Source organism: Streptomyces griseoviridis, from assembly GCF_005222485.1.
Classification (GTDB): Bacteria; Actinomycetota; Actinomycetes; order Streptomycetales; family Streptomycetaceae; genus Streptomyces; species Streptomyces hintoniae.
Genome location: NZ_CP029078.1, coordinates 1903978 through 1926691 on the forward strand (window position 1 = coordinate 1903978; position 22714 = coordinate 1926691).

Genomic DNA, 22714 nt, shown 5'->3' on the forward strand with positions numbered 1-22714 from the left:
CGGTGGATCAGTGGCGTTCGAAGGAGCGGCGCAGTTCCCAGTCGGTGACCGCGGCGTCGAAGGCCGCGAGTTCGACGCGGGCCATGTTGCGGTAGTGGGCGACGACCTCGTCGCCGAAGGCGGCCCGCGCGACCGGGCTGCTCTCCCACACCTCGGCGGCCTCCCGGAGGGTGGCGGGGACGTGGTCGTAGCCGCCGTCGTAGGCGTTGCCCGCGCACGGCTCGGGCAGTTCCAACTTCTGTTCGACGCCGTGCAGTCCCGCGGCGATCAGTCCGGCCACCGCGAGGTAGGGGTTGACGTCGCCGCCGGGCAGCCGGTTCTCGAAGCGCAGCGAGCGGCCGTGGCCGACGACCCGCAGCGCGCAGGTGCGGTTGTCGTACCCCCAGGCGACGGCGGTCGGGGCGAAGGAGCCGGGCTGGAACCGCTTGTAGGAGTTGATGTTGGGGGCGTACAGGAGGGAGAAGTCGCGCAGCGCGGCGAGCTGTCCGGCGAGGAAGTGGCGCATCAGGTCGGACATGCCGTCGGGTCCGGCCATCGCGTTGGCGCCGTCGGCGTCGGTGAGCGAGAGGTGGATGTGGCAGGAGTTGCCCTCCCGCTCGTTGTACTTGGCCATGAAGGTGATCGACACGCCCTCCTGGGAGGCGATCTCCTTGGTGCCGGTCTTGTAGACGGCGTGCTGGTCGCAGGTGACGAGGGCCTCGTCGTAGCGGAAGGCGATCTCGTGCTGGCCGGGGTTGCACTCGCCCTTGGCGGACTCGACGGTGAGGCCCGCGGCCGCCATCTCGTTGCGGATGCGGCGCAGCAGGGGTTCGATGCGGCCGGTGCCGAGGACCGAGTAGTCGATGTTGTACTGGTTGGCCGGGGTCAGCTCCCGGTAGCCGCGGTCCCAGGCCTGCTCGTAGGTGTCCTTGAACACGATGAACTCCAGCTCCGTACCGACCTGTGCGGTGAGGCCGAGTGCGGCGAGGCGTTCGATTTGGCGGCGGAGGATCTGACGAGGTGCGGCGACGACGGGTGTGCCGTCGTTCCAGGCGAGGTCGGCGAGGAGCAGGGCCGTGCCGTCGTTCCAGGGGACGCGGCGCAGGGTGCCCAGATCGGGGCGCATCGCGAAGTCGCCGTAGCCGCTCTCCCAGGAGGACATGGCGTAGCCGTCGACGGTGTTCATCTCGGTGTCGACGGCCAGCAGGTAGTTGCAGCCTTCGGTGCCGTTCTCCAGGACCTCGTCGAGGAAGAAACGGGCGGCGAACCGCTTGCCCTGGAGCCGCCCTTGCATGTCGGGGAAGGCCAGGACAACAGTGTCGATCTCACCGCTGTCGACGAGGGCGACGAGCGTCTCGACGTCGAGCGGGGGTGTGCGGTCTGCCACGGGTGAGCCTCCTCTGGCTTCTTCTGTCAGCCCGGAGTCATAAGGTATTGCGGAGAACCATTGCTTGGGAAGGGGGTGCGCCGGGATGTCGGTGGATCCGGACGGCGAGCTGCGGGACCGGCTGACTCCGGTCCTGCGTCCGGTGCGGGCGGGGAACGGCTTCGAGGAAGCCCTGGAGCAGATCCTCCAGGTGGTGCGGCTCGGCCTGGTGCCGGGCGGCGAACGGCTGCCCGCCGAGCGGGAGTTGGCGGAGCGGCTGGGGATCAGCCGGGTGACGCTGCGCGAGGTGCTGAAGGTGCTCCAGGACCAGGGGCTCGTGGAGTCCAGGCGCGGCCGCTACGGCGGCACGTTCGTGCTGGCCAGGGACGCGGGCGGGGAGGCCGAACTGCGCCGCCGGGTCAGCTCCGTCGACATCGAGGACCTGCTGCGCTTCCGGGAGGTGCTCGAGGTCGGGGCGGCCGGGCTGTGCGCCGCGCACGGTCTGGACGCGGCCGGTGCGGCACGGCTGCGCGAGGCGCTGGCCCGCACCCACGACGCCCCGCTCACCGAGTACCGGCGGCTGGACACGCTGCTCCACCTGACCCTCGCCGAGCTGTGCGGCTCCCCGAGCCTGACCGGCCAGTACGCGGCGGTCCGGGCCACCGTGAACGACCTGCTCGACTGCATCCCGCTGCTGGTGCGCAACCTGGAGCACTCGCAGCGCCAGCACACCGCGCTGGTCGAGGCGGTCCTCGACGGCGACGCGGACGGCGCGCGGGAGATGATGCGGGAGCACTGCGGGGGCACGGCGGCCCTGCTGCGCGGCTTCCTCGCCTGACGCCACAGGGACGGCCCGACCGCCACATGGACGGCCCGACCGCCGCAGGACGGACGGGCCCCCGGCGGCGACCGACAGCCGGGACCGACCGGACCCACCGGCCGGGACCGACCGGGACCGGCGGCCGGCACCCGGCCCGGACCGGGGGCGTCGAACACACCCGACGGCATCGGCGCCCGCCCGACCGCATCCGCGACGGCCTCCCGGCCCGAAGATCTCGAACCGCCTCCCGGCCGGGAGGTCTTGCGGAGACCCCACCCCGCCAGTTAAAGGTATGTGACTACACCTTTGAGGGAGGCGCGGTGACCCGACGGCCGCTGATCGGCGTGAGCACCTATCTGGAGTCCGGCGCGCGCTGGGGCATCTGGGAGCTGGACGCGGCCCTGCTGCCGGCCGGCTACCCGCGGCTGGTGCAGCGCTCGGGCGGGCTCGCCGCGATGCTCCCGCCGGACGCGCCCGCGCACGCGGCGGCGGCCGTGGCCCGCCTCGACGGGCTGGTGATCGCGGGCGGCCCCGACGTCGAGCCCGCCCGCTACGGCGCCGAGCGCCAGCCCCGCACGGGACCGCCCGCCCTCGCCAGGGACGCCTGGGAACTCGCCCTGATCGACGCGGCCCTCGCCGCCGGGCTCCCGCTGCTGGGCATCTGCCGCGGCATGCAGCTGCTGAACGTCGCCCTCGGCGGGACCCTGGTCCAGCACATCGACGGCCACGCGCGGGTACCGGGAGCCTTCGGCCGGCACCCGGTGCGGCCCGTGCCGGGCACCCGGTACGCGGCGGCGGCGCCCGAGGAGACGTCCGTACCCACCTACCACCACCAGGCCGTCGACCGCCTCGGCGACGGCCTGCTCCCGTCCGCCCACGCACTCGACGGCACGGTGGAGGCGATCGAACCGTCCCTGTCGGCGCCCTGGACCCTCGGCGTCCAGTGGCACCCCGAGATGGGCGACGACCTGCGCGTGATGCGGGCCCTGATCAACGCGGCGACCTGACCCGGGCCACCGCCCTGCGCGCGACGACGGGAATCGCCAGACACCCCCTACCCCCGCGTCAGCGACAGCAGCTCCCTGGCCGGACCCACCGGACGGTGGCCCGTCGGCCAGACCGCCCGCAGGTCACGGGCGAGCGTCACGCCCTCGACCGGGATCAGGACCAGCCTGCGCGTCGCCAGTTCCTCGCCGACCGCGAGTTCGCTCAGCACGGCGGGGCCCGCCCCGCTGACCGCCGCCGCCTTCACCGCCGTCGTGGAGGACAGCTCGATCAGCGGGCGGGCCAGACCGCCGAGCGCCGCGTCCAGGACCTGCCGGGTGCCCGAGCCCTCCTCGCGCAGGATCAGCGGGGTCGCGGCGAGTTCCGCGGACTTCAGCGGGCGGGAGCGGCGGGCCCAGGGGTGAGCGGGCGCGGTGACGACGATCAGACGGTCGTGGGCGATGACCGCGGAGTCGAGCCCCGCCGGGACGCTCACCCCCTCCACGAAGCCGAGGTCGGCCTGGTCGGCGAGGAGCCGCTCGGCGACCACCGTCGAGTTGCCCGCGTGCAGCGAGACCGCCGTGTCGGGCCGCTGAGCGCGCAGCGCGAGCAGCCACCCGGGCAGCAGGTACTCGGCGATGGTCATGCTCGCCGTCACCCGCAGCCGCGAGTCCCGCCGGTCCCGCAGCGCCTGCGCCCCCACGTCGAACGCCTCGGCCGCCTCGACGATCCGCCGGGCCCAGTCCGTCACCAGTGCCCCGGCGTCGGTGAGCCGCGATCCGCGCGGCGACCGGTCGACGAGGGCCACCCCCAGCTGCCGTTCCATGGACCGGACGCGGCTGCTCGCGGCCGGCTGGGTGATGCCCAGCTCCCTGGCCGCCGCCCCCAGACTGCCCAGCCGCGCCACCGCCAGCAGCAGTTCGAGCGCGCCCAGGTCGGGCACCCGGTGCGCGAGCGCACCGCCGGGCGGGACACGCCCCTCCTTCTCACTCATAAACCCAGCTTATGCCCTCATAGGACGGTGCTCCCTGGTCCCCCTCCCCCGGCGGCGGGACCGTGGAGCCATGGTCACCGTCGCCCCCGCCCTCCCCCGCGCCACCGCACGCCCACCGCACGTCCCCGCGGTCCGTCACCTCGGACCGAACTGGTACGCCACCGTCATGGGCACCGCCATCGTCGCGGGAGCGGGCGCCGCCCTCCCCGCCCCGCTGTCGGCGCTGCCGGGCCTGCGCACCGCCTGCGCCGCCGTCTGGACCCTGTCCGCGCTGCTGCTCGCCGCCCTGCTGGTGGCCCGCGCCCTGCACTGGACCCACCACCGCGACCAGGCCCGCGCCCACCTCCTCGACCCCGCGACCGCGCCGTTCTACGGCTGCCTCGCGATGGCCCTCCTCTCGGTCGGCGGCGGCGCGCTCACCGTCGGCGCCGACTGGATCGGCGCCCGCGCCGCCGTCGCCCTCGCCGCCGCGCTGTTCTCCGCGGGCACCGTGATCGGGCTCGCCGCCGCCGTCGCCGTCCCGTATCTGATGGCCGTGCGGCACCGGATCGAGCCCGGGTCCGCGACCCCGGTGTGGCTGCTGCCGCTGGTGGCGCCCATGGTGTCCGCGGCGTTCGGCCCGTCCCTGGTGCCCCACCTGCCCGCGGGGCAGCCCCGGCAGACACTGCTGCTCGCCTGCTTCGCCCTGTTCGGGCTCAGCCTGCTGGCGGTCCTCGTCACGCTGCCCGTGGTGTTCGCGCGGCTGCTCACCGGCGGGCCGCTGCCGCTCGCGCTGACACCGACCCTGTTCCTGGTCCTCGGCCCGCTCGGGCAGTCCACCACCGCCGTCGGCCGGTTCGCGGAGCTGGCACCCGGTGTCGTCGCCGCGCCGTACAGCACGGGCTTCCAGGCGCTCGCGGTGCTCTACGGGGTGCCGGTCATGGGGTTCGCGCTGCTGTGGCTCGCGCTGGCCTGCGCGCATGTGGTGCGGGCCGGCCGCGAGGGCATGCGGTTCACGATGACCTGGTGGGCGTTCACCTTCCCGGTCGGCACCTGTGTGACCGGCGCCGCGTCCCTCGCCCGGCACACCGGGCTCGACTGCTACGCCTGGCTCGCGACCGGCCTGTACGTCCTGCTGGTCGCCGCCTGGGCCGTCGCCGCCGCGCACACGGCCCGCGGCCTGGTCAGCGGCGCGCTGCTCGCAGCGCCCCGGCCAGCACCCGCGGCGCCTCGGCCAGCGACGGCCCGTACCACGTGAGGTGCCGCCCGCCCACGAACGCGCAGGGCAGCCCGGGGAAGGCGTCCGGCCCGTCGTCGGGCGTGAAGCGGTACGGCTCGTCGGGCAGCACCACCAGATCGGGGGCGGCCGCCACCAGCTCGGCCAGCGCCACCCGGGGGTAGCGCTCGGCATGGCCCGCCCAGAGGTGGTCGACCCCCAGCCGGGCGAGGACGTCACCGGCGAAGGTGTCCCGGCCGAGCACCATCCAGGGCCGCCGCCACACCGGGACCACCGCGGTCCGCCGGACACCGGGGACGGGCAGCTCCGCCCAGACCCGCTCGGCCTCCACCAGCCACGCGGGCCGGGACCCGGCACCGCACGCCGTGAGCGTCCTCGCGAGTTCGGCGAAGCCCTGCTCCACGCTCCGCACCTCGGTCACCAGCACCTCGACGCCCGCGGCGCGCAGGGCGGCGAGATCGGGGGCGCGGTTCTCCTCCTCGTTGGCGACCACCAGGTCGGGGGCGAGCGCGAGGATCCGCTCGACGTCCGGGTTCTTGGTGCCGCCGACCCGCGCCACGTCGAGACCGGCCGGGTGCGTGCACCAGTCGGTGGCGCCGACCAGCGCGCCGGGCACCGACACGGCGACCGCCTCGGTGAGCGACGGCACCAGGGACACCACCCGCGGCGCCACTACCGCGTCCGGTCCCCGACCGCCTCGATGTGCTCGGAGACGGCGACGACGACCACCCGGGTGTCCGAGACCGTCGCCCGCCACCTGTGCCGCACCCCGCCGGTCAGATACAGGGTGTCGCCCCGGCCGAGCCGGTAGGCGCGGCCCTCCGCCTCGACCTCCACCGCGCCGTCCGCGACGTACATCAACTGGTCGTTGCGGTACTGGAATTCGCGGCCCGCGTCCTGGTCGCCCGTGAACTCCGAGGCGTGCATCTGGTGATGGCCGCGCACCAGTGAACGCGCCCTGGGCGCGGCGGACTCGACGGGCTCGGCCCGCACCACGTCCACGCTGCACGCCGGATCGGCCGCGGCCAGCAGTTCCACGGCGGTGGTCCGCAGGGCGTCGGCGACCTTCTCGAGGGAGGTACGGCTGGGCCGCGCGCGGTCGTTCTCGATCTGACTGAGGAACGGCACCGACAGTCCGCTGCGCTCCGCGACGACGGCGAGGGTGAGCTGCAGCGAACGGCGCCGCCGTCGCACGGCCGCGCCCACGCGCAGCGGCTGGTCCTTGTGATCGCCCATGGCTCCGGCTCCCTCCTTCACCCGTCGGTCCGTACGGCACGCACCGTCGTGCGGTGCGCGGAACTCCTGTGGAGTTCTCTGCACCTTACGCAGGTTCGGCAAACTGTTTCATGCGGGCGTCACATACCCGTAAACACGGTGTGCCGTCAATTCGCCACCTCCCGCCCGCGGATGGGTTCCGGGCACGTGCCTCGCCCTGCTCCCGCCATCGGGACGAACCCGCTGACCAGAGCGTCGGGAAGGCCCTTCGGGCCACTGTGGGCCGCCGTCGGCGCTCGCGCCACCGGGCGCCCGCCTCCCGAGGGCGCGCGGGGCCCGTCGAACGGCCCGGCACCGGCCGGTGCGACGGGCGGGACGGCGCCGGCTCCCGATGCCGTCGCGCCGCGCCTGCCCCCGGCGAGGAGCGGACGTCGACCCTTCACTTCAATGCGCGGCCGGTCCCCTGTGTTCCCTCCCGCACCGCCCGTCCCGGCAGCCCCGGCAGGGCGGTGATCAGGCACGGAGTGCCACGTGCCGCAGCGGGTCGGCGCGTGGCCCGGTCGCCCCGCGCCCGCACGGCGCCCCGGCGCACCGCCGGTGCGTGCGCGGCCGTCGCCGCCCACCTCGTCGCGGCCCTCAGTGCCTCGGCGCGGCGGCGCGGCGTACCCGGCGCGGCACGCTCGCGCCCGCCGGGGCCGGCCCCGCACCCCCGAGGTCTGGGCAGGGATGTAGCGCTATGTGGTTGGCCGGATCCTTGTGGTGCCCGAGGGGGTGCGCCGTCCCGGCACGCCGGAGGGGTGGGCCCGGCCCCACGCGGTCAGGACGCGTGGGGCCGGGCCCACCCCTCGGGTGGTACCGCTGTCGTACGGCGGGTTACCGCGGAGTCATGCGCTCGGCGACGTCCGGGTGCTCCTCGACCCAGGCGGCGACCGCTTCCTCCACCTTGCCCTGACCCTTCGCGTTGATCTCGCTCTCCAGGCTGCCGAGTTCGTCCTCGCTCATCCTGAACTTCTTGATCCACTCGGTGAGTCGGGGGTACTGCTCGGGGAACTTCTCGTTGGAGATGGTGCGGATCGTGTTGCCCTCGCCGAAGAGTTTCTTGTCGTCCTTCAGCTTGGTCAGCTCGTAGCGGCTGTAGGCCCAGTGCGGCGACCACAGCACGACCGCGACCGGCTCCTTCTTGGCGACGGCCCGCTTCAGCTCGGCCAGCATCGCCGGCGTGGAGCCGTCGACGACCTTGTACTCCTTGTCCAGGCCGTAGCCGGGCAGCACCTTCGTCTTCAGCAGGTTCATCTCACCGGTGCCGGGCTCGATCCCGATGATCTTCCCGTCGAAGGTCGACGCCTTGCCCTTGAGGTCCTCCAGGGAGTCGACGCCCTTCACATAGGACGGGACGGCGACCTCGAGGGACGTCGGCTCGTACCAGGTGCCGAGATCCTTGAGCTTGTCCTTGCTCTTGTCCCAGTAGTTCTGCTGCGCGTACGGCAGCCAGGCGTCGAAGTTGAGATCGAGGTCACCGGCGGCCAGCCCCGTGTAGACGGGACCGACGTCCATCTGCTTCAGGTTCAGCTTGTAACCGCGCTTCTCCAGCACGTTCTTCCACAGATACGTGACGGCGACGTCCTCGTCCCACGGGAACCAGGCGACGTTCACGGTCCGCTTGGTCTCGGCGCCCGCCTTGGCGTCCGCCACCGGGGCGAGCTTGTCGACAAGGCCCGGGTTCTTCTTCAGCCAGGTGCGCACGGCGTCCTGCTGCTTGCCCTTGCCGACCTTGTTGATCTCGGCCTCAAGACTGGTCAGCTGCTTCTCGTCCAGCTTGAAGTCCTTGAGCCAGCCGCCGAGGACCGGGTTCTCGTCCGCGAGCCCCTTGCGGGACAGCGTGTGCACGCCGTCACCCTCGCCCCAGGCGCCCTTCGGGTCCTTGAGCTTCTTCAGGTCGTAGTCGTTGTACGCCCAGTGCGGCGACCACAGCGGAACCACGATGGGCTCCTTCTTGCTGATCGCGCGCTTCAGCTCGGCCAGCATCGCCGGCGTGGAGCTGTCGACGACCTTGTACTCCTTGTCGAGGCCGTACTCCTTGAGGATCTTGCTCTTGAGCAGACCCGTCTCACCGGCGCTCGCCTCGATACCGGTGATCTTCCCGCCGAAGGTGGCGCCCTTGCCCTTGAGGTCGGCGAGGGAGTTGATGTCCTTCATGTACGCGGGGACGGTCAGCTCCAGGGACGTCTGGTCGTACCAGGCGCCCAGGTCGTCGAGCTTGCTCCCGTACTTCTTCCAGTACTCCGCGTGCGTCGTCGGCAGCCAGGAGTCCGTCTCGAAGTCCACGCTGCCCTGCGCGAGCGCGGTGTACAGCGGACCGGCGTCGAACTGCTTGGCGTCCACCTGGTAGCCGCGCTGCTCCAGGATCTCCTTCCACAGGAACGTGGAGGCGACGCCCTCGTCCCAGGGGATGTAGCCGATGGTCAGCTTCTTGCCCTGGCCGACGTTCTTGCCGTCGGCGACCTCCGAGGAGTCGCCCGAGCCGCCGAACATCCCCATGCCGCCGGCCACCAGCGCCAGCACCACGACACCGATCACGGCGATCTGCGGGCTCGGCCGGTACGACCAGAGCTTCACGCCCTTGGCGGCACGGGCCCGCGCCGCGGCACGCCGGCCGAGCGGGGAGACCTGGGTGCCGAGCGCGCCCGTCATCCGGTCGAGGTAGATCGCCAGGATCACGATGGCGACACCGGCCTCGGAACCGAGGCCGACGTCCAGCTGGCCGATGGCCTGGTTGACGTCGCCGCCGAGGCCGCCGGTGCCGACCATGCCGGCGATGGCGGCCATCGAGAGGCCGAGCATGATGACCTGGTTGACGCCGGCCATCACGGTCGGCAGCGCCAGCGGGAGCTGGACCCGCAGCAGGGTGTCACGGGGCGAGGTGCCGAACGCCTCGGCGGCCTCGACCAGTTCCTTGTCGACCTGCCGGATGCCCAGCTCCGTCATGCGCACGCCGGGGGCGAGCGCGAAGATCAGGGTCGCGACGATGCCCGCGGAGGCGCCGGTCCCGAAGAACAGGATCGCCGGGATGAGGTAGATCATCGCGGGCAGGGTCTGCATGAAGTCGAGGACCGGCCTGACCAGGCCGGAGACCCGGTCGGAGCGCGCGGCCCAGATGCCCACCGGCACCGAGACCACCAGCGCGATGATCGTCGCCACCAGGACGAGCGACAGGGTCACCATCGCGTCGTCCCACAGTTCGAGGGAGTCGATGAAGGCGAATCCGACGAAGGTGAGGACACCGGCCAGGGTGCCGCGCAGCCAGAACGCGAGGACCGCGAAGATGCCCGCGAGCAGCAGCGGTTCGGGCGCCTGGAGGACGGCGTTGATGCCGTCGTAGGTGCCCGTGCAGATGGTCTTGAAGAACTCGAACAGCCAGTTCACATGGGCGAGCAGCCAGTCGACGGTGTCGTTGACCCAGTCGCCGAGCGGAATCCTAGGCACGGGCCACCACCTTGCCGCCGCCGCGCGGGGAGTCGCAGGCGGCGGGACCGGCCTGTTCGTCGCCGATGAAACCGACCAGCCGCTGCCTCGGGACGACGCCCACGACGTGGTGCTCCTCGTCGAGGACGGCGACCGCGTGGGTCAGCCGGGCGCTGATCGCGCAGAGTTCGGTGAACGGCGTGTCGGGCGTCGCCGTCTCGCAGTCGCAGTCGGCCTCGTCGCCGCGCAGCTCCGTCTCCATCACGGCGCCCGCGGTGAGCACCCGGGAGCGGTCGACGTCCTGGATGAACGAGGCGACGTAGTCGTTGGCCGGGCGGATCAGGATGTCCTCGGCGCTGCCGGTCTGCACGATCCGGCCGTCCCGCATGACGGCGATGCGGTCACCGAGCCGCATGGCCTCGTTGAGGTCATGGGTGATGAACACGATCGTCTTCTTCAGGCTCTGCTGGAGCTGGAGGAGCTGGTCCTGCATGTCACGGCGGATCAGCGGGTCGAGCGCGCTGAACGACTCGTCCATGAGCAGCAGGTCGGCGTCGGTGGCCAGCGCCCTGGCCAGGCCGACGCGCTGCTGCATGCCGCCGGACAGCTCGTCGGGCCAGGACTGCTCCCAGCCTTCGAGTCCGCACAGGGCCAGCGCCTCGCCGGCGCGACGCTCGCGCTCGGCGCGGGGCACGCCCTGCACGGCCAGGCCGTAGGCGGCGTTCTCCAGCACACTGCGGTGCGGGAAGAGCGCGAAGTGCTGGAAGACCATGCTGATCTTCTTGGCGCGGACCTCGCGCAGGGCGCGGTCGTCGAGCCCGGTGAGGTCGTCCCCGTCGAAGCGGACCTGCCCGGAGGTGGGCTCCAGCAGGCCGTTGAGCATGCGCAGGAGCGTGGACTTGCCGGACCCGGACAGCCCCATCACGACGAATATCTGGCCCGGTTCGACCGTGAAGGAGGCGTCGATCACGGCGGCGGTGGTGCCGTCGGAGCGCAACTCCTCGCGATCCGCTCCTTTCTGGAGCCGTTCTACTGCTTCGTCGGGACGTCTGCCGAACACCTTGTACAGGTGCTGGGCCTCAAGTCTGGAGGACACGCGAACCTCTCGTCTCGGCGGCAAGGAAGGGAGACGACAGCGCCGCGCACCACTGGTCAGTTGAATGAGCAACCGGTATCGCTCCGAGGCGGCGCCTGCCCTGACCGGTCCGGACCAAACACATGAGTGATTCAGGTCACATTGCAGGGGAACGGAGCACGTCACACGCCGTCCGTCGCCGGGGGCGGTGACTGTCAGTGGTGTGCGGCATGATGCGGGACGTGACCGGACGATTGATGCTCCTCGACACCGCCTCGCTCTACTTCCGCGCCTACTTCGGCGTCCCGGAGTCCGTGAAGGCCCCCGACGGCACCCCCGTGAACGCCGTGCGCGGACTCCTCGAATTCATCGACCGCCTGGTCAAGGACCACCGGCCGGACTCCCTCGTGGCCTGCATGGACGCCGACTGGCGCCCCCAGTGGCGGGTCGACCTGATCCCCTCCTACAAGGCGCACCGGGTCGCCGAGGAACAGCCGTCGGGCCCGGACACCGAGGAGGTCCCCGACACCCTCTCCCCGCAGGTCCCGATCATCGAGTCGGTCCTCGACGCGCTGGGCATCGCCCGGGTGGGCGTCGCCGCCTACGAGGCCGACGACGTGATCGGCACCTTCACCGCGCGGGCCACGGGACCGGTCGACATCGTCACCGGCGACCGCGACCTCTACCAGCTGGTCGACGACGCCCGCGGGGTACGGGTCCTGTATCCCCTCAAGGGCGTCGGCAGCCTCCAGCTCACCGACGAGTCGACCCTGCGCGAGAAGTACGGCGTGGACGGCCGCGGCTACGCGGCCCTCGCGACCCTCCGCGGCGACCCCAGCGACGGCCTGCCCGGCGTCCCCGGCATCGGCGAGAAGACGGCCGCGAAACTGCTCGCCGAGTTCGGTGACCTGGCCGGGATCATCGCCGCGATCGACGACCCGAAGGCGAAGCTGACACCGTCGCAGCGCAAGCGCCTCGACGAGTCCCGCCCCTACCTCGCGGTGGCGCCGAAGGTCGTCAAGGTCGCCGACGACGTCCCGCTCCCGGACGTCGACCCGGCGCTCCCGCACACCCCGCGCGACCCGGCGGCGGTGGCGGAGCTGGGCACCCGCTGGGGCCTGGGCGGCTCACTGCACCGCCTGCTCACCACCCTCGACGCGTAGCAGCGGCGCGGTCGAAGCGGAGGGGCGGCACGGACCACACGCAGGGGCGGCACGTTCGTCGCGGAGCGACGCAGTCGGCACGGAGCGTGTCTCCCCAGCCCCCGGCGGGGGCGCGTGCCTCCCCCGCCCCGGCAAGGGCGCGCGCCTCCCCCGCTCCCGACCGGAGAATGGCATTCTCATCAGCCGGAAAAGGGCCTCTTCCCCCGGTAGGGATTCATCTCCCGCACCGAGGGGGACTCGGCCGGAGAGTAGGGGAAGATGCTAACTTAGGTTTACCTAAGCAAGGCAACAGGGAGGCCGCCATGGCAGAACGCCCGGCACGCAAGCCGCGCACACCCCACTCCGCGCAGGTCGTCCGCACCGAACGGCTGACACCCCACATGCAGCGCGTGGTGCTCGGCGGCGAGAGTCTGGGCGGGTTCGCGGCGGACACCTGCACGGACCACTACGTCAAACTCCTGTTCCCGGCCGGGGGCGCCGTCTACCCCGAGCCCTTCGACATGGAGCGCATCCGCGCCGAGTTCCCCCGCGACCAGTGGCCGGTGACCCGCACCTACACCGTCCGGGACTGGAACGCCGAGCAGCGCGAGATGACCCTCGACTTCGTCATCCACGGCGACGAGGGCCTCGCCGGACCGTGGGCGCAGCGCGTCAAGCCCGGCGAAACGGTCCTGTTCATGGGCCCCGGCGGCGCCTACACCCCCGCACCCGACGCCGACTGGCACCTCCTCGTCGGCGACGAGAGCGCCCTGCCCGCCATCGCCCGCTCCCTCGAAGCGCTGCCCGCCGGCGCACGGGCCCACGCGTTCGTCGAGGTCTCAGGACCCGAGGAGGAGCAGAAGATCGACTCCGACGTCGAGGTCACCTGGCTGCACCGCGGCGACCGCCCGGTCGGCGAGCCGCTCCTCGACGCCGTGCGGGCACTGGAATTCCCCGAGGGCCGGGTGCACGCGTTCGTGCACGGCGAGGCCCACTTCGTCAAAGAACTCCGCCACCTGCTGCGCGTCGAGAAGGCGTTGCCGCGCGAGGACCTGTCGATCTCCGGCTACTGGCGGCTCGGCCACAACGAGGACGGCTGGCAGGCCTCCAAGCGGGAGTGGAACGCGCGCATCGAGGTGGAGCAGGAGGGCGCGGCGCCCGCCGCGTGACCCGTCGAGAGCGGCGGCGCCCCGACCGGCCCGCCGCCGCCTCCGCAGGCCGGGGGTGCGCGGGCCGCGGCACGGACGCCTGACGCCGTCTGAGCCCGCCCCGCACCTCGTACGCTGACCGCCATGACCCGCAGCCGCCGTGTGCCGCCCGCTCCCCTGCCCCAGCGCGAGGGCGTCGACCCGGTACGGGTGCGCCTGCCGGGCGACGGCGCCTGGGCCACCGTCCGGGAGCACCTGACCCATCGGCTGTCGGCGGATGCGGCCGTCATCGCGGAGATGTTCGAGCAGGGGCGGATCGTCGCGGCGGACGGGCGGCCCGTGGCCTCCGACGCCCCCTATGTGCCCGGCATGTTCGTGTGGTTCCACCGCGATCTGCCCACCGAGGTGCCCGTCCCCTTCGCCATCGAGATCGTCCACCGCGACGACCACCTCGTCGTCGCCGACAAACCGCACTTCCTGGCCACCGTCCCGCGCGGCAGCCATGTCACCGAGACCGCCCTGGCCCGGCTGCGCCGCGACCTCGGCCTGCCGGCGCTGGGCGCCGCGCACCGCCTCGACCGGCTCACCGCGGGACTGGTCCTGTTCACGGTTCGGCCCGAGGAACGCGGCGCGTACCAGTCGCTCTTCGCCGACCGGCGGGTGCGCAAGGAGTACGAGGCGATCGCACCCCACGATCCGGGGCTCGCGCTGCCCAGGACCGTGCGCAGCAGGATCGTGAAGGAGCGCGGGGTGCTCGCCGCCTACGAGACGGACGGCGAGCCCAACGCGGTGACCCGGGTCGAACTCGCCGAGCACCGGCGGGCGGACGGGCTCGGCCGCTACCGCCTGACCCCGACGACCGGCCAGACCCACCAGCTGCGCGTCCATATGAACGCCCTCGGTGTGCCCCTCCTCGGTGACCCGCTGTACCCCGTGGTCACCGGCCCCGTACCGCCCGGCGACTTCCGGCGTCCGCTCCAACTGCTGGCACGGACACTGGAGTTCACCGACCCCATCACCCGGACCGAGCACCGCTTCCGCAGCACCCGCACGCTCGACGCCTGGTCGTCGTACCCGCGCTGGGCCGGTCAGTAGCCGCGCCACCAGCCCACGAGCCGCTGCCAGAGCCCGAGTCGCGGCTGCGGCTCGGGCGCCGGCTCCCGCGGCGGGACGACGGGCTCGGGCGGTTCGGCCGGCGGGCGGGGCCGCGCGGCGGCAGGCACCCCGACCTGCCAGGTGGCGCGCGGCGCGGGCAGCGGCTTCTGGCTCGGCCTGGCCAGGACGTCCTGCTCCGGTTTCGGCGCGAAGAACACCGGCAGCTCCACCAGGTGCCGGGAGGCGATCGACTGCGTCCACCGCAACTCGTCCTCCGGGACGGCGAGTTGCACATCGGGCAGCCGCATCAGCAGCGCGTCCACCCCGGTGCCGGCGATCCCGCGGGCGATGTCCTGCCCCGGGCACTCGTGCGCCCCGCCACCGAACGCGAGATGCGAACGGTTGCCCTGCATACCGGCGTCGAGGTCGGGCCTGACCCGCGGATCGACGTTGCCGGGAGCGATCCCCAGGAGCAGCCCGTCACCCTTGCTGATCCGCTGACCGCCCAACTCGGTGTCGTGCTTGGCGAAGTAGGCGAAGATCGTGCTGAACGGCGGCTCGTCCCACAGCGACTGCTCGACCGCCTCGGGCACCGTCATCTGGCCGCCGCTGAGCTGCGCGCGGAACCCGGGCTCGGTGAGGACCACCCGCAGGACGTTCGCGAGCAGGTTGACGGTGGCCTCGTAGGCGGCCATCAGCACCAGCCAGAGGTGCTTGGTGACCTCGTCGTCGGTGAGGGCCGCCGGGTCGGTGACGAGCCGGCTCGCGAAGTCCTCCTCGGGGTGCGCACGGCGCCGGGCGGTGAGCCGTTGCAGGGCGTCCAGCACATAGCCCTGGCTGGCGATCGCCGTCTCGGTGCCCTTGAGCATGTCGCGGGCGGCCTCCACGATCCGGTCGTTGTACTCCTCGGGCATGCCGAGGATCTCGCACAGCACGGCCATCGGCAGATGCTCGGCGAACTCACCGACCAGATCGGCGGTGCCCCGCTTGCAGAACGCGTTGACCAGGCGCTGGGTGGCGCGGTTGATGTACCGGCGGATACCGCGGTGGTCGATGGTCGCGATGGCACCGGTGACCGCGCCCCGCAGCCGCAGATGCTCGTCGCCCTCGGCGTGCGAGCAGATGGGCTCCCACGCGATGTGCGGCATCAGCGGGTGGTCGGGCTTGACCGTGCCGTCGAGGAGCGGACCCCAGATCCGGCTGTCGCGGGTGAACTGCGAGGGCGTGCGCACCATGTGGAGGTTCTCGGCGTGACCGAGGACCACCCAGGCCGGCACATCGTCGTGGAGCAGCGCGGGCGCCACCGGGCCGTGCTCCTCGCGCAGCCGCTCGTACAGGGCGTCCAGGTCCTCCGCCTCGGGCCCGTAGAGCCGGTGCAGCCCGCCGGGGCCCGTGCCGTGGGCGGGGCAGCCGGGCGGCGGGGCGAGCGCGAGGTCGTCCGTTCCGGTCGGGGAGGTGTGTTCAGACGTCACGGGGGTCACTCCGAGGAAGATCCGGTGGGGCGGTGGTCAGGTGAGCGCGCCGGTCAGGGCGAGCGAGTGCAGGAACCGCGTCAGGGTCAGCAGGACGTCCCGGCTCGATGCCCGGCGGCGCGCGTCGCACTCCACGATCGGGATCTCCTCGGCCAGGTCGAGCGCCCTGCGCAGATCCTCGACGGGGTAACGGGGCGCGTCGGGGAAGGAGTTGACGGCGACGACGAACGGCACCCCGCGTTCCTCCAGGCGCCCCATGACGTCGAAGCTGACTTCGAGACGCCGGGTGTCGATCAGCACGACCGCGCCGAGGGCGCCCTCGAACAGGCCGTTCCACAGGAACCAGAAGCGCTCCTGGCCCGGGGTGCCGAAGAGGTAGAGGACGAGTTGCTCGGTGATGCTGATGCGGCCGAAGTCCATGGCCACGGTGGTGGCGGTCTTCGTCTCCGAGCCGTAGTCGTCGTCGATGCCGAGACCGGCCTGCGTCATGGTCTCCTCGGTGGTCAGCGGCCTGATCTCGCTGACCGCGCCGACCATGGTGGTCTTGCCCACGCCGAACCCGCCCACGATGACGATCTTCGCGGCGGCCTCCGCGGTGTGCGGCAGCCGGTCCGGGGTGCGCGGTCCGTGGAGGGTGTCAGAGCCGTTGAAGTCCATGCATCACCGCTTCGAGGAGGGAACGGTCGGGGAGCGCCTGCCGGACGATCGGGGAGCGCGCCTGCACCAGTTCGGCCATGAGCAGCTCGGTCAGCAGGACGGTCACCGAGCTGTACGGCAGGCTGAGGTACGCGGAGAGCTCCGCCACCGAGAGGGGAGCCGCGCAGAGCCGTATCACCGTGGACTCCTCCGGGGTGGCCGAGGGCGACGGCCTGCCGTTGGCCACGATCAGGGTGACCAGGTCGAGGTCGGCGCGGTCACCCGCAGGGCCCGCCACCACGTACAGCCGCTCCGGGATCTTCCCCTCGCCCTCCGCGGCGGCCGAGGGCGGCGGCTTCGGCACCGGGTGTCGCCGCTGGCGTCGCGGAGGAGTCATACGGTCTGCCCGTTGCGCCTGGGCGGGCTGGTCAGATGGGCCCCGATCCGGATGACGAGGTCACGCATGCGGTTGCTCATCAGACCGGGCTCGGCGACCATGTCGGACAGGACCGCGAGGTAGGCGTTGGCGCCCGCGGCCATCAGGTAGAAGTAGCCGCCGTTGATCTCGATGACGACCATCTTCATCCGGCCGTCGCTGCCCGGGATCTCCTGGGCGACGGCTCCCGCGAGGCTCTGCAGGCCCGCGCAGGCCGCGGCGACCCGGTCGGCGGCGTCGGGGTCGCCGCCGAAGCGGGCGATCCGCAGGCCGTCGGCGGAGAGCACCACGATCATCTCGATGCCCGGTACGCCATCGGCGAGATCCTTGAGCATCCAGTCGAAGTTGGCTCGCTGCTGGATCACGTGCGGTCCCTCTCGTCGTCGGCCTCGGCACGGGCCGGCTCGGTCTTCGGCTGGGTGAGAACGGCGGGGTCCTGGTCGCCCTTGAGACCGCTCATGAACGAGTCGACCCAGAGGCCGGGTTGCGGCTCGTCGGCGCCGGGCGCGGCGGGCGGCGGCGATCCCCAGGCGGACCGGGAGTGCGCCTCCAGGACCTCCCGCTCGGCCTGGTCCATCGCGGCCTGCTCGGCGAGCCGCCTGCTGAGCGGCGTCTTGACCCGGCTGCGGCGCTGCGGCAGCCCGCCCGCCGTCCACTCGGTGACCTCCGGGACCTCGTCCACCATCGAGACGCCGGCCGGGATCCGCGGGCTGGTCGGGCGCCGCTTCTTCGGGGGCCGCTTGGGGCCTTCGAGCGCGCCGAGTTCGGCCTTGGGCAGCGCGGTGACCCCCACCCCGTGGGCGACGCCGGGCGCGGGACCGTCGGTCATCATCGCGCGCGGCACGATCAGCACCGCCCGGACCCCGCCGTACGCGGAGGTGCGCAGCGAGATCTGCATGTCGTACGTCTTGCACAACCGGCCCACGACGGCGAGGCCCAGGCGCGGCGACTCACCGAGGTCCTGGAGGTCGCCGCCGGCCATGGCACGCTCCAGCATGCCTTCGGCGCGGGCGCGGGCCTCGTCGCTGAGGCTGACACCGGCGTCCTCGATCTCGATGGCGACGCCGGTCTGCACCTCGGTGGCGGTGACATGCACCTTGGTCTGCGGGGGCGAGTAGCGGGTGGCGTTGTCGAGGAGTTCGGCGCAGGCGTGGATGACGGGCTCGACGGAGACGCCGTCGATGTTGACCTTGGCGATGACGTCGAGCGAGATGCGCCGGTACTCCAGGATGCGGGACATCGCACCGCGCAACACGCTGTACAGGGGGACGGGCTGCGGCCACTGGCGTCCTGGGCGCCCGCCGCCGAGGACGGAGATGGAGTCGGCGAGACGGCCGATCAGGGCGGTGCCGTGGTCGAGGCGGAGCAGGTCGTCGAAGACCTCGGGGTTGCGCCCGTGGTCCTCCTCCATCTCCCGCAGCTCCTTGGCCTGTTGGTGGACGATCGCCTGGACGCGGCGGGCGATGTCGACGAAGGAGCGCTGCGAGGAGTCCCGCAGGGCCTCCTCCCGGTCGATGGTGACGAGGACGGTCCTCAGCAGCCGCAACTGCGCCTCGGGGAGGTCCCGGTAGGACGGGTCGATCTCACCGATGCGGCGGATCACCTCTGCGGGGGAATCTCCGCAGTGCAGCCGGTCGAGCGCGGCGGGCGTGATCTCGCGGGCGAAGCGGAGCATGTCCTCCTCGTGGGAGGCGATCCGCCGTTCCAGTCGCGCGGTGTGACGGTCGCTCTCGGCACGCCACGCGCGCTGGGCCCGGCCGCGGCGTACCGCCTCGGCGGCGGTGGCGATCACCAGAAGGGTGGCGACGGCGCCGCACCAGCCGACGGCCGCCCTGGCCGGTTCCGCCACCGCGGCGACGGCGCCTCCGGTCGCCGCGGCCATCAGTATGGCGGGCAGCAGCAGCACGCGCGCATAAGGGAGTTCGCGGTGCACGGGAGGGGTTTGAACACTCACCATGTGGGCCTTCTGGGACGAATCGGCTGGAAGTCGATGAGGGGTGGGGTGCTGAGGGGGCGATGGGCGGGGCGAGAGGGGCGGGGCAGGGACGGCGGAGGGCCGCCGGGGGTCGGACACCTCGGAGTCGAATCTCGGGGTGGAATGTCGGGTTTTCCGGATAGTCCGGAGACTTCGGGAACAAGCGCCCGATTCCACCTCAACTCGGTGCGCTGCGGGCGAGCTTAGTCCGACCGGATCATCGCCGTGTCATATTCAGCAAGTGCCTGAAACCGGGCGCGCGAGGGAGGTAACCTCGACCTATTTGCACGCTGTGACGTCACTCGCACACCGCGCGTCACAGAGTACGGGCGTGCGAAAACCACTCACCGTGACGAGTGAAGATTCTCAACAGCTCGGTTCCGGCGCCGAGCCGACACCGCCCAGACCCCGCGCACCGACCTCCACGCGTGCGCAGGCGAGGAGCCGGGCACAGCCCTCACGCCCGCAGGGCCACGACCGTCGTCACGCTCACGCACATCCCCGCGCGCTCACGCCCCTCCGCGGAGTCACGCACCTCCGCCGATGTCACGCACGCCCGCGCGGTCACCCGCGTCCGCCGACTCAAGGCGAACGGGGCAGACAGGGCGAATGGAACGGACGGCATGACCACGCCCGCTCCCCGTCCCGCCCGCCCCGCTCCCTCGTTGCTCACTCCCCCGCGCCCAGAGTTCCCCCATGCCCAGGCGCTCCCCCGCCCCCTCGACTCCCCCGGCCTCTCGGCTCAGCCGCCCGCCCGCCTCACTGCACGGACGAGTACGCGACCACCCCGCGCAGCACCTGGTCCACGGCCCTGCGCGCCGCCTTGCCGACCGTGGAGCCCTCCGTGGGAGCGGCCGCCGCGATCTGGCCCAGGACGTCGATCACCTGCTTGCACCAGCGCACGAAGTCCCCCGCGGGCATCTCCGCCTCCCGCAGCACCTCGTCGAGCCCCTTCCCCGAGGCCCACATGTACACGGCCCAGGCGAACCCGAGGTCCGGCTCACGCTGCCCGACCCCCTCGGTCTGGGAGATCCGGAAGTCCTCCTCAAGGGCGTCGAGCCGTCCCCAGATCCGCACCATCTCACCGAGCGCGGCCTTCGCGTTCCCGGCCGGCAGCTTCGGCGCCATCGCGTCGTCGCTGACCCGCGCCTCGTACACCAACGCCGAGACGCACGCGGCGAGTTCGGCGGGGCCGAGCCCCTCCCACACGCCCGCCCGCAGGCATTCGCTGGCGAGCAGGTCGAGTTCGCCGTAGAGCCGGGCCAGCCGCTTGCCGTGCTCGGTGACCTCGTCGCCCCGCAGATAGTCCAGCTCGGTCAGGAGCGCCACGATCCGGTCGAAGGTCCGCGCGATGGTGTTGGTGCGGCCCTCGATGCGCCGCTCAAGCTGCGAGGTGTCCCGCAGCAGCCGGTGGTAGCGCTCGGCCCAACGGGCGTGGTCCTCACGGTCGTTGCAGCCGTGGCAGGGGTGGGCGCGGATCGCCGTGCGCAGCCGTGCGATCTCCCGGTCGTCGGCGGCCTGCGAGCGCTGCTTGCGGGCCCGCTCCGGCGGGATGTGCCCGGCCTTGGTGCGCAGCGCGGAGGCGAGATCGCGACGGGACTGCGGGGAACGCGGGTTGAACGTCTTCGGGATGCGCATCCGGTCCAACGCCTCGACGGGCACCGGGAAGTCCATCGTCGCGAGCCGCTTGACCTGCCGTTCGGCGGTGAGCACCAGCGGACGCGGCCCGTCGTGCTGCTCGAACCCGCGGTGGCCGTTGGACCGCCCGGCGGGCAGCCCCGGGTCGAGGACCAGGGCCAGGCCCGCGTACTTGCCCGTCGGGACATGGATGACGTCACCCGGCTTGAGCTTCTCCAGGGCGACGGCGGCCTCCGCGCGCCGCTGGTTGGCGCCCTGCCTGGCCAGCTCCGTCTCCCGGTCCTTCAGCTCCCTGCGCAGCCGCGCGTACTCCTCGAAGTCGCCGAGGTGGCAGGTCATGGAGTCCTTGTAGCCGTCCAGGCCCTCTTCGTTGCGCTGCACCTGCCGGGAGATCCCGACCACCGACCGGTCGGCCTGGAACTGCGCGAACGACGTCTCCAGCAGCTCACGCGAACGGTGCCGCCCGAACCCCTCGACCAGATTGACCGCCATGTTGTACGACGGCTTGAAGCTGGAACGCAGCGGATAGGTACGGGTACCGGCGAGACCCGCGAGGTGCTCGGGGCTGAGGCCCCGCTGCCACAGCACGACCGCGTGCCCCTCGACGTCGATACCGCGGCGCCCGGCCCGGCCGGTCAGCTGCGTGTACTCGCCGGGGGTGATGTCGGCGTGCTGCTCGCCGTTCCACTTGACGAGCTTCTCCAGCACCACCGAACGGGCGGGCATGTTGATGCCGAGGGCCAGCGTCTCGGTCGCGAACACGGCCTTGACCAGACCGCGCAGGAAAAGCTCCTCGACGACCTCCTTGAACGTCGGCAGCATGCCCGCGTGGTGGGCGGCGATCCCGCGCTCCAGGCCCTCGAGCCACTCGTAGTAGCCCAGGACGTGCAGGTCCTCGTGCGGGATGGACGCGGTGCGCTCCTCGACGAGCGCCCGCACCCTCTCCCGCGCGTCGTCGTCGTTGAGCCGCAGGCCCGCGTACAGACACTGCTGGACGGCGGCCTCGCAGGCGGCGCGGCTGAAGATGAAGGTGATGGCGGGCAGCAACCCCTCGGCGTCGAGGCGCTCGATGACCTCGGGGCGTCCCGGCGTCCACACCCGGGAACGCTGCCGGCGCTCCCGCTCCCGGTCGGCCTCACGCATCGCCTTGCCGCGCCTGCGGTCCTGGAAGGCGGTACGGCCCGCCTCCATCCGCGCCAGCCGGGTGAGGTCGGGGTTGACGGCCTTCTTCTGGCCCTCGCCCTCCTCGAACAGGTCGTACATCCGCCGCCCGGCGAGCACGTGCTGGAACAGCGGCACGGGCCGGTGCTCGGAGACGATCACCTCGGTGTCGCCGCGGACGGTGTCCAGCCAGTCGCCGAACTCCTCCGCGTTGGAGACCGTCGCCGACAGGGAGACCAGCGTCACCGACTCCGGCAGATGGATGATGACCTCCTCCCAGACGGCACCGCGGAAGCGGTCGGAGAGGTAGTGCACCTCGTCCATGACCACATGGCCGAGGCCCAGGAGCGTCTGCGACCCCGCGTACAGCATGTTCCGCAGCACCTCGGTGGTCATCACGACCACCGGGGCGTCGGAGTTGACGCTGTTGTCACCGGTCAGCAGACCCACCTTGTCGGCGCCGTAACGGCGACACAGGTCCGCGTACTTCTGGTTCGACAGCGCCTTGATGGGCGTCGTGTAGAAGCACTTCTTGCCCTGGCCGAGAGCGAGGTGGACGGCGAACTCGCCCACGATCGTCTTGCCTGAGCCGGTGGGCGCCGCGACCAGCACACCCTTGCCCGCCTCCAGGGCCCGGCAGGCCTCGATCTGGAAGGGATCGAGGTCGAAGTCGTACATCTCGCGGAAGGCGGCGAGCGCGGTGGCCTGCTCGACAGCGCGCCTGCGGGACGCCGCGTAACGCTCGGCAGGTGAGAGATCCTCTGTCATCGTGCTTTCGAGCGTACCGGGCCGCACTGACAACAGGACGATCATTATCCGGATCCGGTGTCCGCGGACCCCGGATCCGCCCAGCTCACGGCCGCACGGCGACGGCCCGCCGGTCGCGTGGGCGACGGGCGG

18 protein-coding genes are annotated in these 22714 nt (G+C 72.2%); 6 read left to right on the plus strand and 12 right to left on the minus strand.

Annotated features, from left to right (window positions below):
• Positions 1-7: 7 nt before the first annotated feature.
• Entirely contained in the window at positions 8-1366 is a 1359-nt protein-coding gene (locus DDJ31_RS07510; protein ID WP_127181072.1) for a glutamine synthetase family protein, read from the minus strand.
• Between the two features lie 85 nt (positions 1367-1451).
• On the opposite strand from DDJ31_RS07510, the gene DDJ31_RS07515 reads away from it, so the two are divergent.
• Positions 1452-2183, plus strand: a complete 732-nt coding sequence (locus DDJ31_RS07515; protein ID WP_127181071.1) for a FadR/GntR family transcriptional regulator — start codon at positions 1452-1454, stop codon at positions 2181-2183.
• 302 nt (positions 2184-2485) lie between these two features.
• Entirely contained in the window at positions 2486-3172 is a 687-nt protein-coding gene (locus DDJ31_RS07520; protein ID WP_127181070.1) for a gamma-glutamyl-gamma-aminobutyrate hydrolase family protein, read from the plus strand.
• A gap of 47 nt (positions 3173-3219) precedes the next feature.
• Here DDJ31_RS07520 and DDJ31_RS07525 read toward each other — a convergent pair whose 3' ends face one another.
• Positions 3220-4143, minus strand: a complete 924-nt coding sequence (locus DDJ31_RS07525) for a LysR family transcriptional regulator (protein WP_127181069.1) — start codon at positions 4141-4143, stop codon at positions 3220-3222.
• Between the two features lie 70 nt (positions 4144-4213).
• Here DDJ31_RS07525 and DDJ31_RS07530 point away from each other — a divergent pair, with 70 nt between their 5' ends.
• Positions 4214-5380 carry a TDT family transporter gene (locus DDJ31_RS07530; RefSeq protein ID WP_127181068.1) on the plus strand — a complete coding sequence of 389 codons (1167 nt, stop codon included), beginning with the start codon at positions 4214-4216 and terminating at the stop codon, positions 5378-5380.
• Here DDJ31_RS07530 and DDJ31_RS07535 read toward each other — a convergent pair.
• From DDJ31_RS07535 to DDJ31_RS07550, 4 genes are all read right to left on the minus strand, one after another.
• Positions 5307-6032 (minus strand): helical backbone metal receptor, encoded by a 726-nt coding sequence (locus DDJ31_RS07535; RefSeq protein WP_127181067.1) that lies wholly within the window; start codon positions 6030-6032, stop codon positions 5307-5309. The two genes, DDJ31_RS07530 and DDJ31_RS07535, sit on opposite strands and share 74 nt — an antisense overlap.
• A complete protein-coding gene (locus DDJ31_RS07540) occupies positions 6032-6595 on the minus strand; it encodes a helix-turn-helix domain-containing protein (protein ID WP_127181066.1) in 564 nt (187 codons plus the stop codon). The genes DDJ31_RS07535 and DDJ31_RS07540 overlap by 1 nt, the downstream gene beginning before the upstream one ends.
• A gap of 852 nt (positions 6596-7447) precedes the next feature.
• Positions 7448-10057: an ABC transporter permease/substrate binding protein gene (locus DDJ31_RS07545; protein ID WP_127181065.1), complete on the minus strand. Its 2610-nt coding sequence runs from the start codon at positions 10055-10057 to the stop codon at positions 7448-7450.
• Positions 10050-11132: a quaternary amine ABC transporter ATP-binding protein gene (locus DDJ31_RS07550; RefSeq protein WP_127181064.1), complete on the minus strand. Its 1083-nt coding sequence runs from the start codon at positions 11130-11132 to the stop codon at positions 10050-10052. Before DDJ31_RS07550 ends, DDJ31_RS07545 begins: the two co-directional genes overlap by 8 nt.
• Positions 11133-11344: 212 nt before the next feature.
• Between DDJ31_RS07550 and DDJ31_RS07555 the strand changes: the two genes are divergently transcribed.
• From DDJ31_RS07555 to DDJ31_RS07565, 3 genes are all read left to right on the plus strand, one after another.
• Complete coding sequence (locus tag DDJ31_RS07555; protein WP_240678453.1) at positions 11345-12274, plus strand: 5'-3' exonuclease; 930 nt, start codon at positions 11345-11347, stop codon at positions 12272-12274.
• Positions 12275-12576: 302 nt separating this feature from the next.
• The gene (locus DDJ31_RS07560; RefSeq protein WP_127181062.1) at positions 12577-13422 is read left to right on the plus strand and encodes a siderophore-interacting protein; all 846 of its coding nucleotides are present in this window, start codon (positions 12577-12579) and stop codon (positions 13420-13422) included.
• A 123-nt stretch (positions 13423-13545) separates the two neighbouring features.
• Positions 13546-14496 carry an RluA family pseudouridine synthase gene (locus DDJ31_RS07565; RefSeq protein ID WP_127181061.1) on the plus strand — a complete coding sequence of 317 codons (951 nt, stop codon included), beginning with the start codon at positions 13546-13548 and terminating at the stop codon, positions 14494-14496.
• On the opposite strand, the gene DDJ31_RS07570 is transcribed toward DDJ31_RS07565, so the two are convergent.
• From DDJ31_RS07570 to DDJ31_RS07595, 6 genes are all read right to left on the minus strand, one after another.
• A complete protein-coding gene (locus DDJ31_RS07570) occupies positions 14490-15968 on the minus strand; it encodes a cytochrome P450 (RefSeq protein ID WP_127181060.1) in 1479 nt (492 codons plus the stop codon). The genes DDJ31_RS07565 and DDJ31_RS07570 overlap by 7 nt on opposite strands.
• Before the next feature lie 36 nt (positions 15969-16004).
• Positions 16005-16625: a GTP-binding protein gene (locus tag DDJ31_RS07575; RefSeq protein ID WP_127181059.1), complete on the minus strand. Its 621-nt coding sequence runs from the start codon at positions 16623-16625 to the stop codon at positions 16005-16007.
• The gene (locus DDJ31_RS07580) at positions 16606-17001 is read right to left on the minus strand and encodes a DUF742 domain-containing protein (protein WP_127181058.1); all 396 of its coding nucleotides are present in this window, start codon (positions 16999-17001) and stop codon (positions 16606-16608) included. Before DDJ31_RS07580 ends, DDJ31_RS07575 begins: the two co-directional genes overlap by 20 nt.
• Positions 16998-17405 carry a roadblock/LC7 domain-containing protein gene (locus tag DDJ31_RS07585; RefSeq protein WP_127181057.1) on the minus strand — a complete coding sequence of 136 codons (408 nt, stop codon included), beginning with the start codon at positions 17403-17405 and terminating at the stop codon, positions 16998-17000. Before DDJ31_RS07585 ends, DDJ31_RS07580 begins: the two co-directional genes overlap by 4 nt.
• The gene (locus tag DDJ31_RS07590) at positions 17402-18997 is read right to left on the minus strand and encodes a sensor histidine kinase (protein ID WP_127181056.1); all 1596 of its coding nucleotides are present in this window, start codon (positions 18995-18997) and stop codon (positions 17402-17404) included. Before DDJ31_RS07590 ends, DDJ31_RS07585 begins: the two co-directional genes overlap by 4 nt.
• A 777-nt stretch (positions 18998-19774) precedes the next feature.
• Complete coding sequence (locus DDJ31_RS07595; RefSeq protein WP_127181055.1) at positions 19775-22627, minus strand: DEAD/DEAH box helicase; 2853 nt, start codon at positions 22625-22627, stop codon at positions 19775-19777.
• Between the last annotated feature and the right edge of the window lie 87 nt (positions 22628-22714).

What these genes read in the sequence shown, in the direction of transcription:
- DDJ31_RS07515 (WP_127181071.1), top strand. Translation starts at nt 1,452, where the DNA reads ATGTCGGTGGATCCGGACGGCGAGCTGCGGGACCGGCTGACTCCGGTC.
- DDJ31_RS07525 (WP_127181069.1), bottom strand. Translation starts at nt 4,143, where the DNA reads ATGAGTGAGAAGGAGGGGCGTGTCCCGCCCGGCGGTGCGCTCGCGCAC.
- DDJ31_RS07530 (WP_127181068.1), top strand. Translation starts at nt 4,214, where the DNA reads ATGGTCACCGTCGCCCCCGCCCTCCCCCGCGCCACCGCACGCCCACCG.
- DDJ31_RS07540 (WP_127181066.1), bottom strand. Translation starts at nt 6,595, where the DNA reads ATGGGCGATCACAAGGACCAGCCGCTGCGCGTGGGCGCGGCCGTGCGA.
- DDJ31_RS07555 (WP_240678453.1), top strand. Translation starts at nt 11,345, where the DNA reads ATGCGGGACGTGACCGGACGATTGATGCTCCTCGACACCGCCTCGCTC.
- DDJ31_RS07560 (WP_127181062.1), top strand. Translation starts at nt 12,577, where the DNA reads ATGGCAGAACGCCCGGCACGCAAGCCGCGCACACCCCACTCCGCGCAG.
- DDJ31_RS07565 (WP_127181061.1), top strand. Translation starts at nt 13,546, where the DNA reads ATGACCCGCAGCCGCCGTGTGCCGCCCGCTCCCCTGCCCCAGCGCGAG.
- DDJ31_RS07575 (WP_127181059.1), bottom strand. Translation starts at nt 16,625, where the DNA reads ATGGACTTCAACGGCTCTGACACCCTCCACGGACCGCGCACCCCGGAC.
- DDJ31_RS07580 (WP_127181058.1), bottom strand. Translation starts at nt 17,001, where the DNA reads ATGACTCCTCCGCGACGCCAGCGGCGACACCCGGTGCCGAAGCCGCCG.
- DDJ31_RS07590 (WP_127181056.1), bottom strand. Translation starts at nt 18,997, where the DNA reads ATGGTGAGTGTTCAAACCCCTCCCGTGCACCGCGAACTCCCTTATGCG.
- DDJ31_RS07595 (WP_127181055.1), bottom strand. Translation starts at nt 22,627, where the DNA reads ATGATCGTCCTGTTGTCAGTGCGGCCCGGTACGCTCGAAAGCACGATG.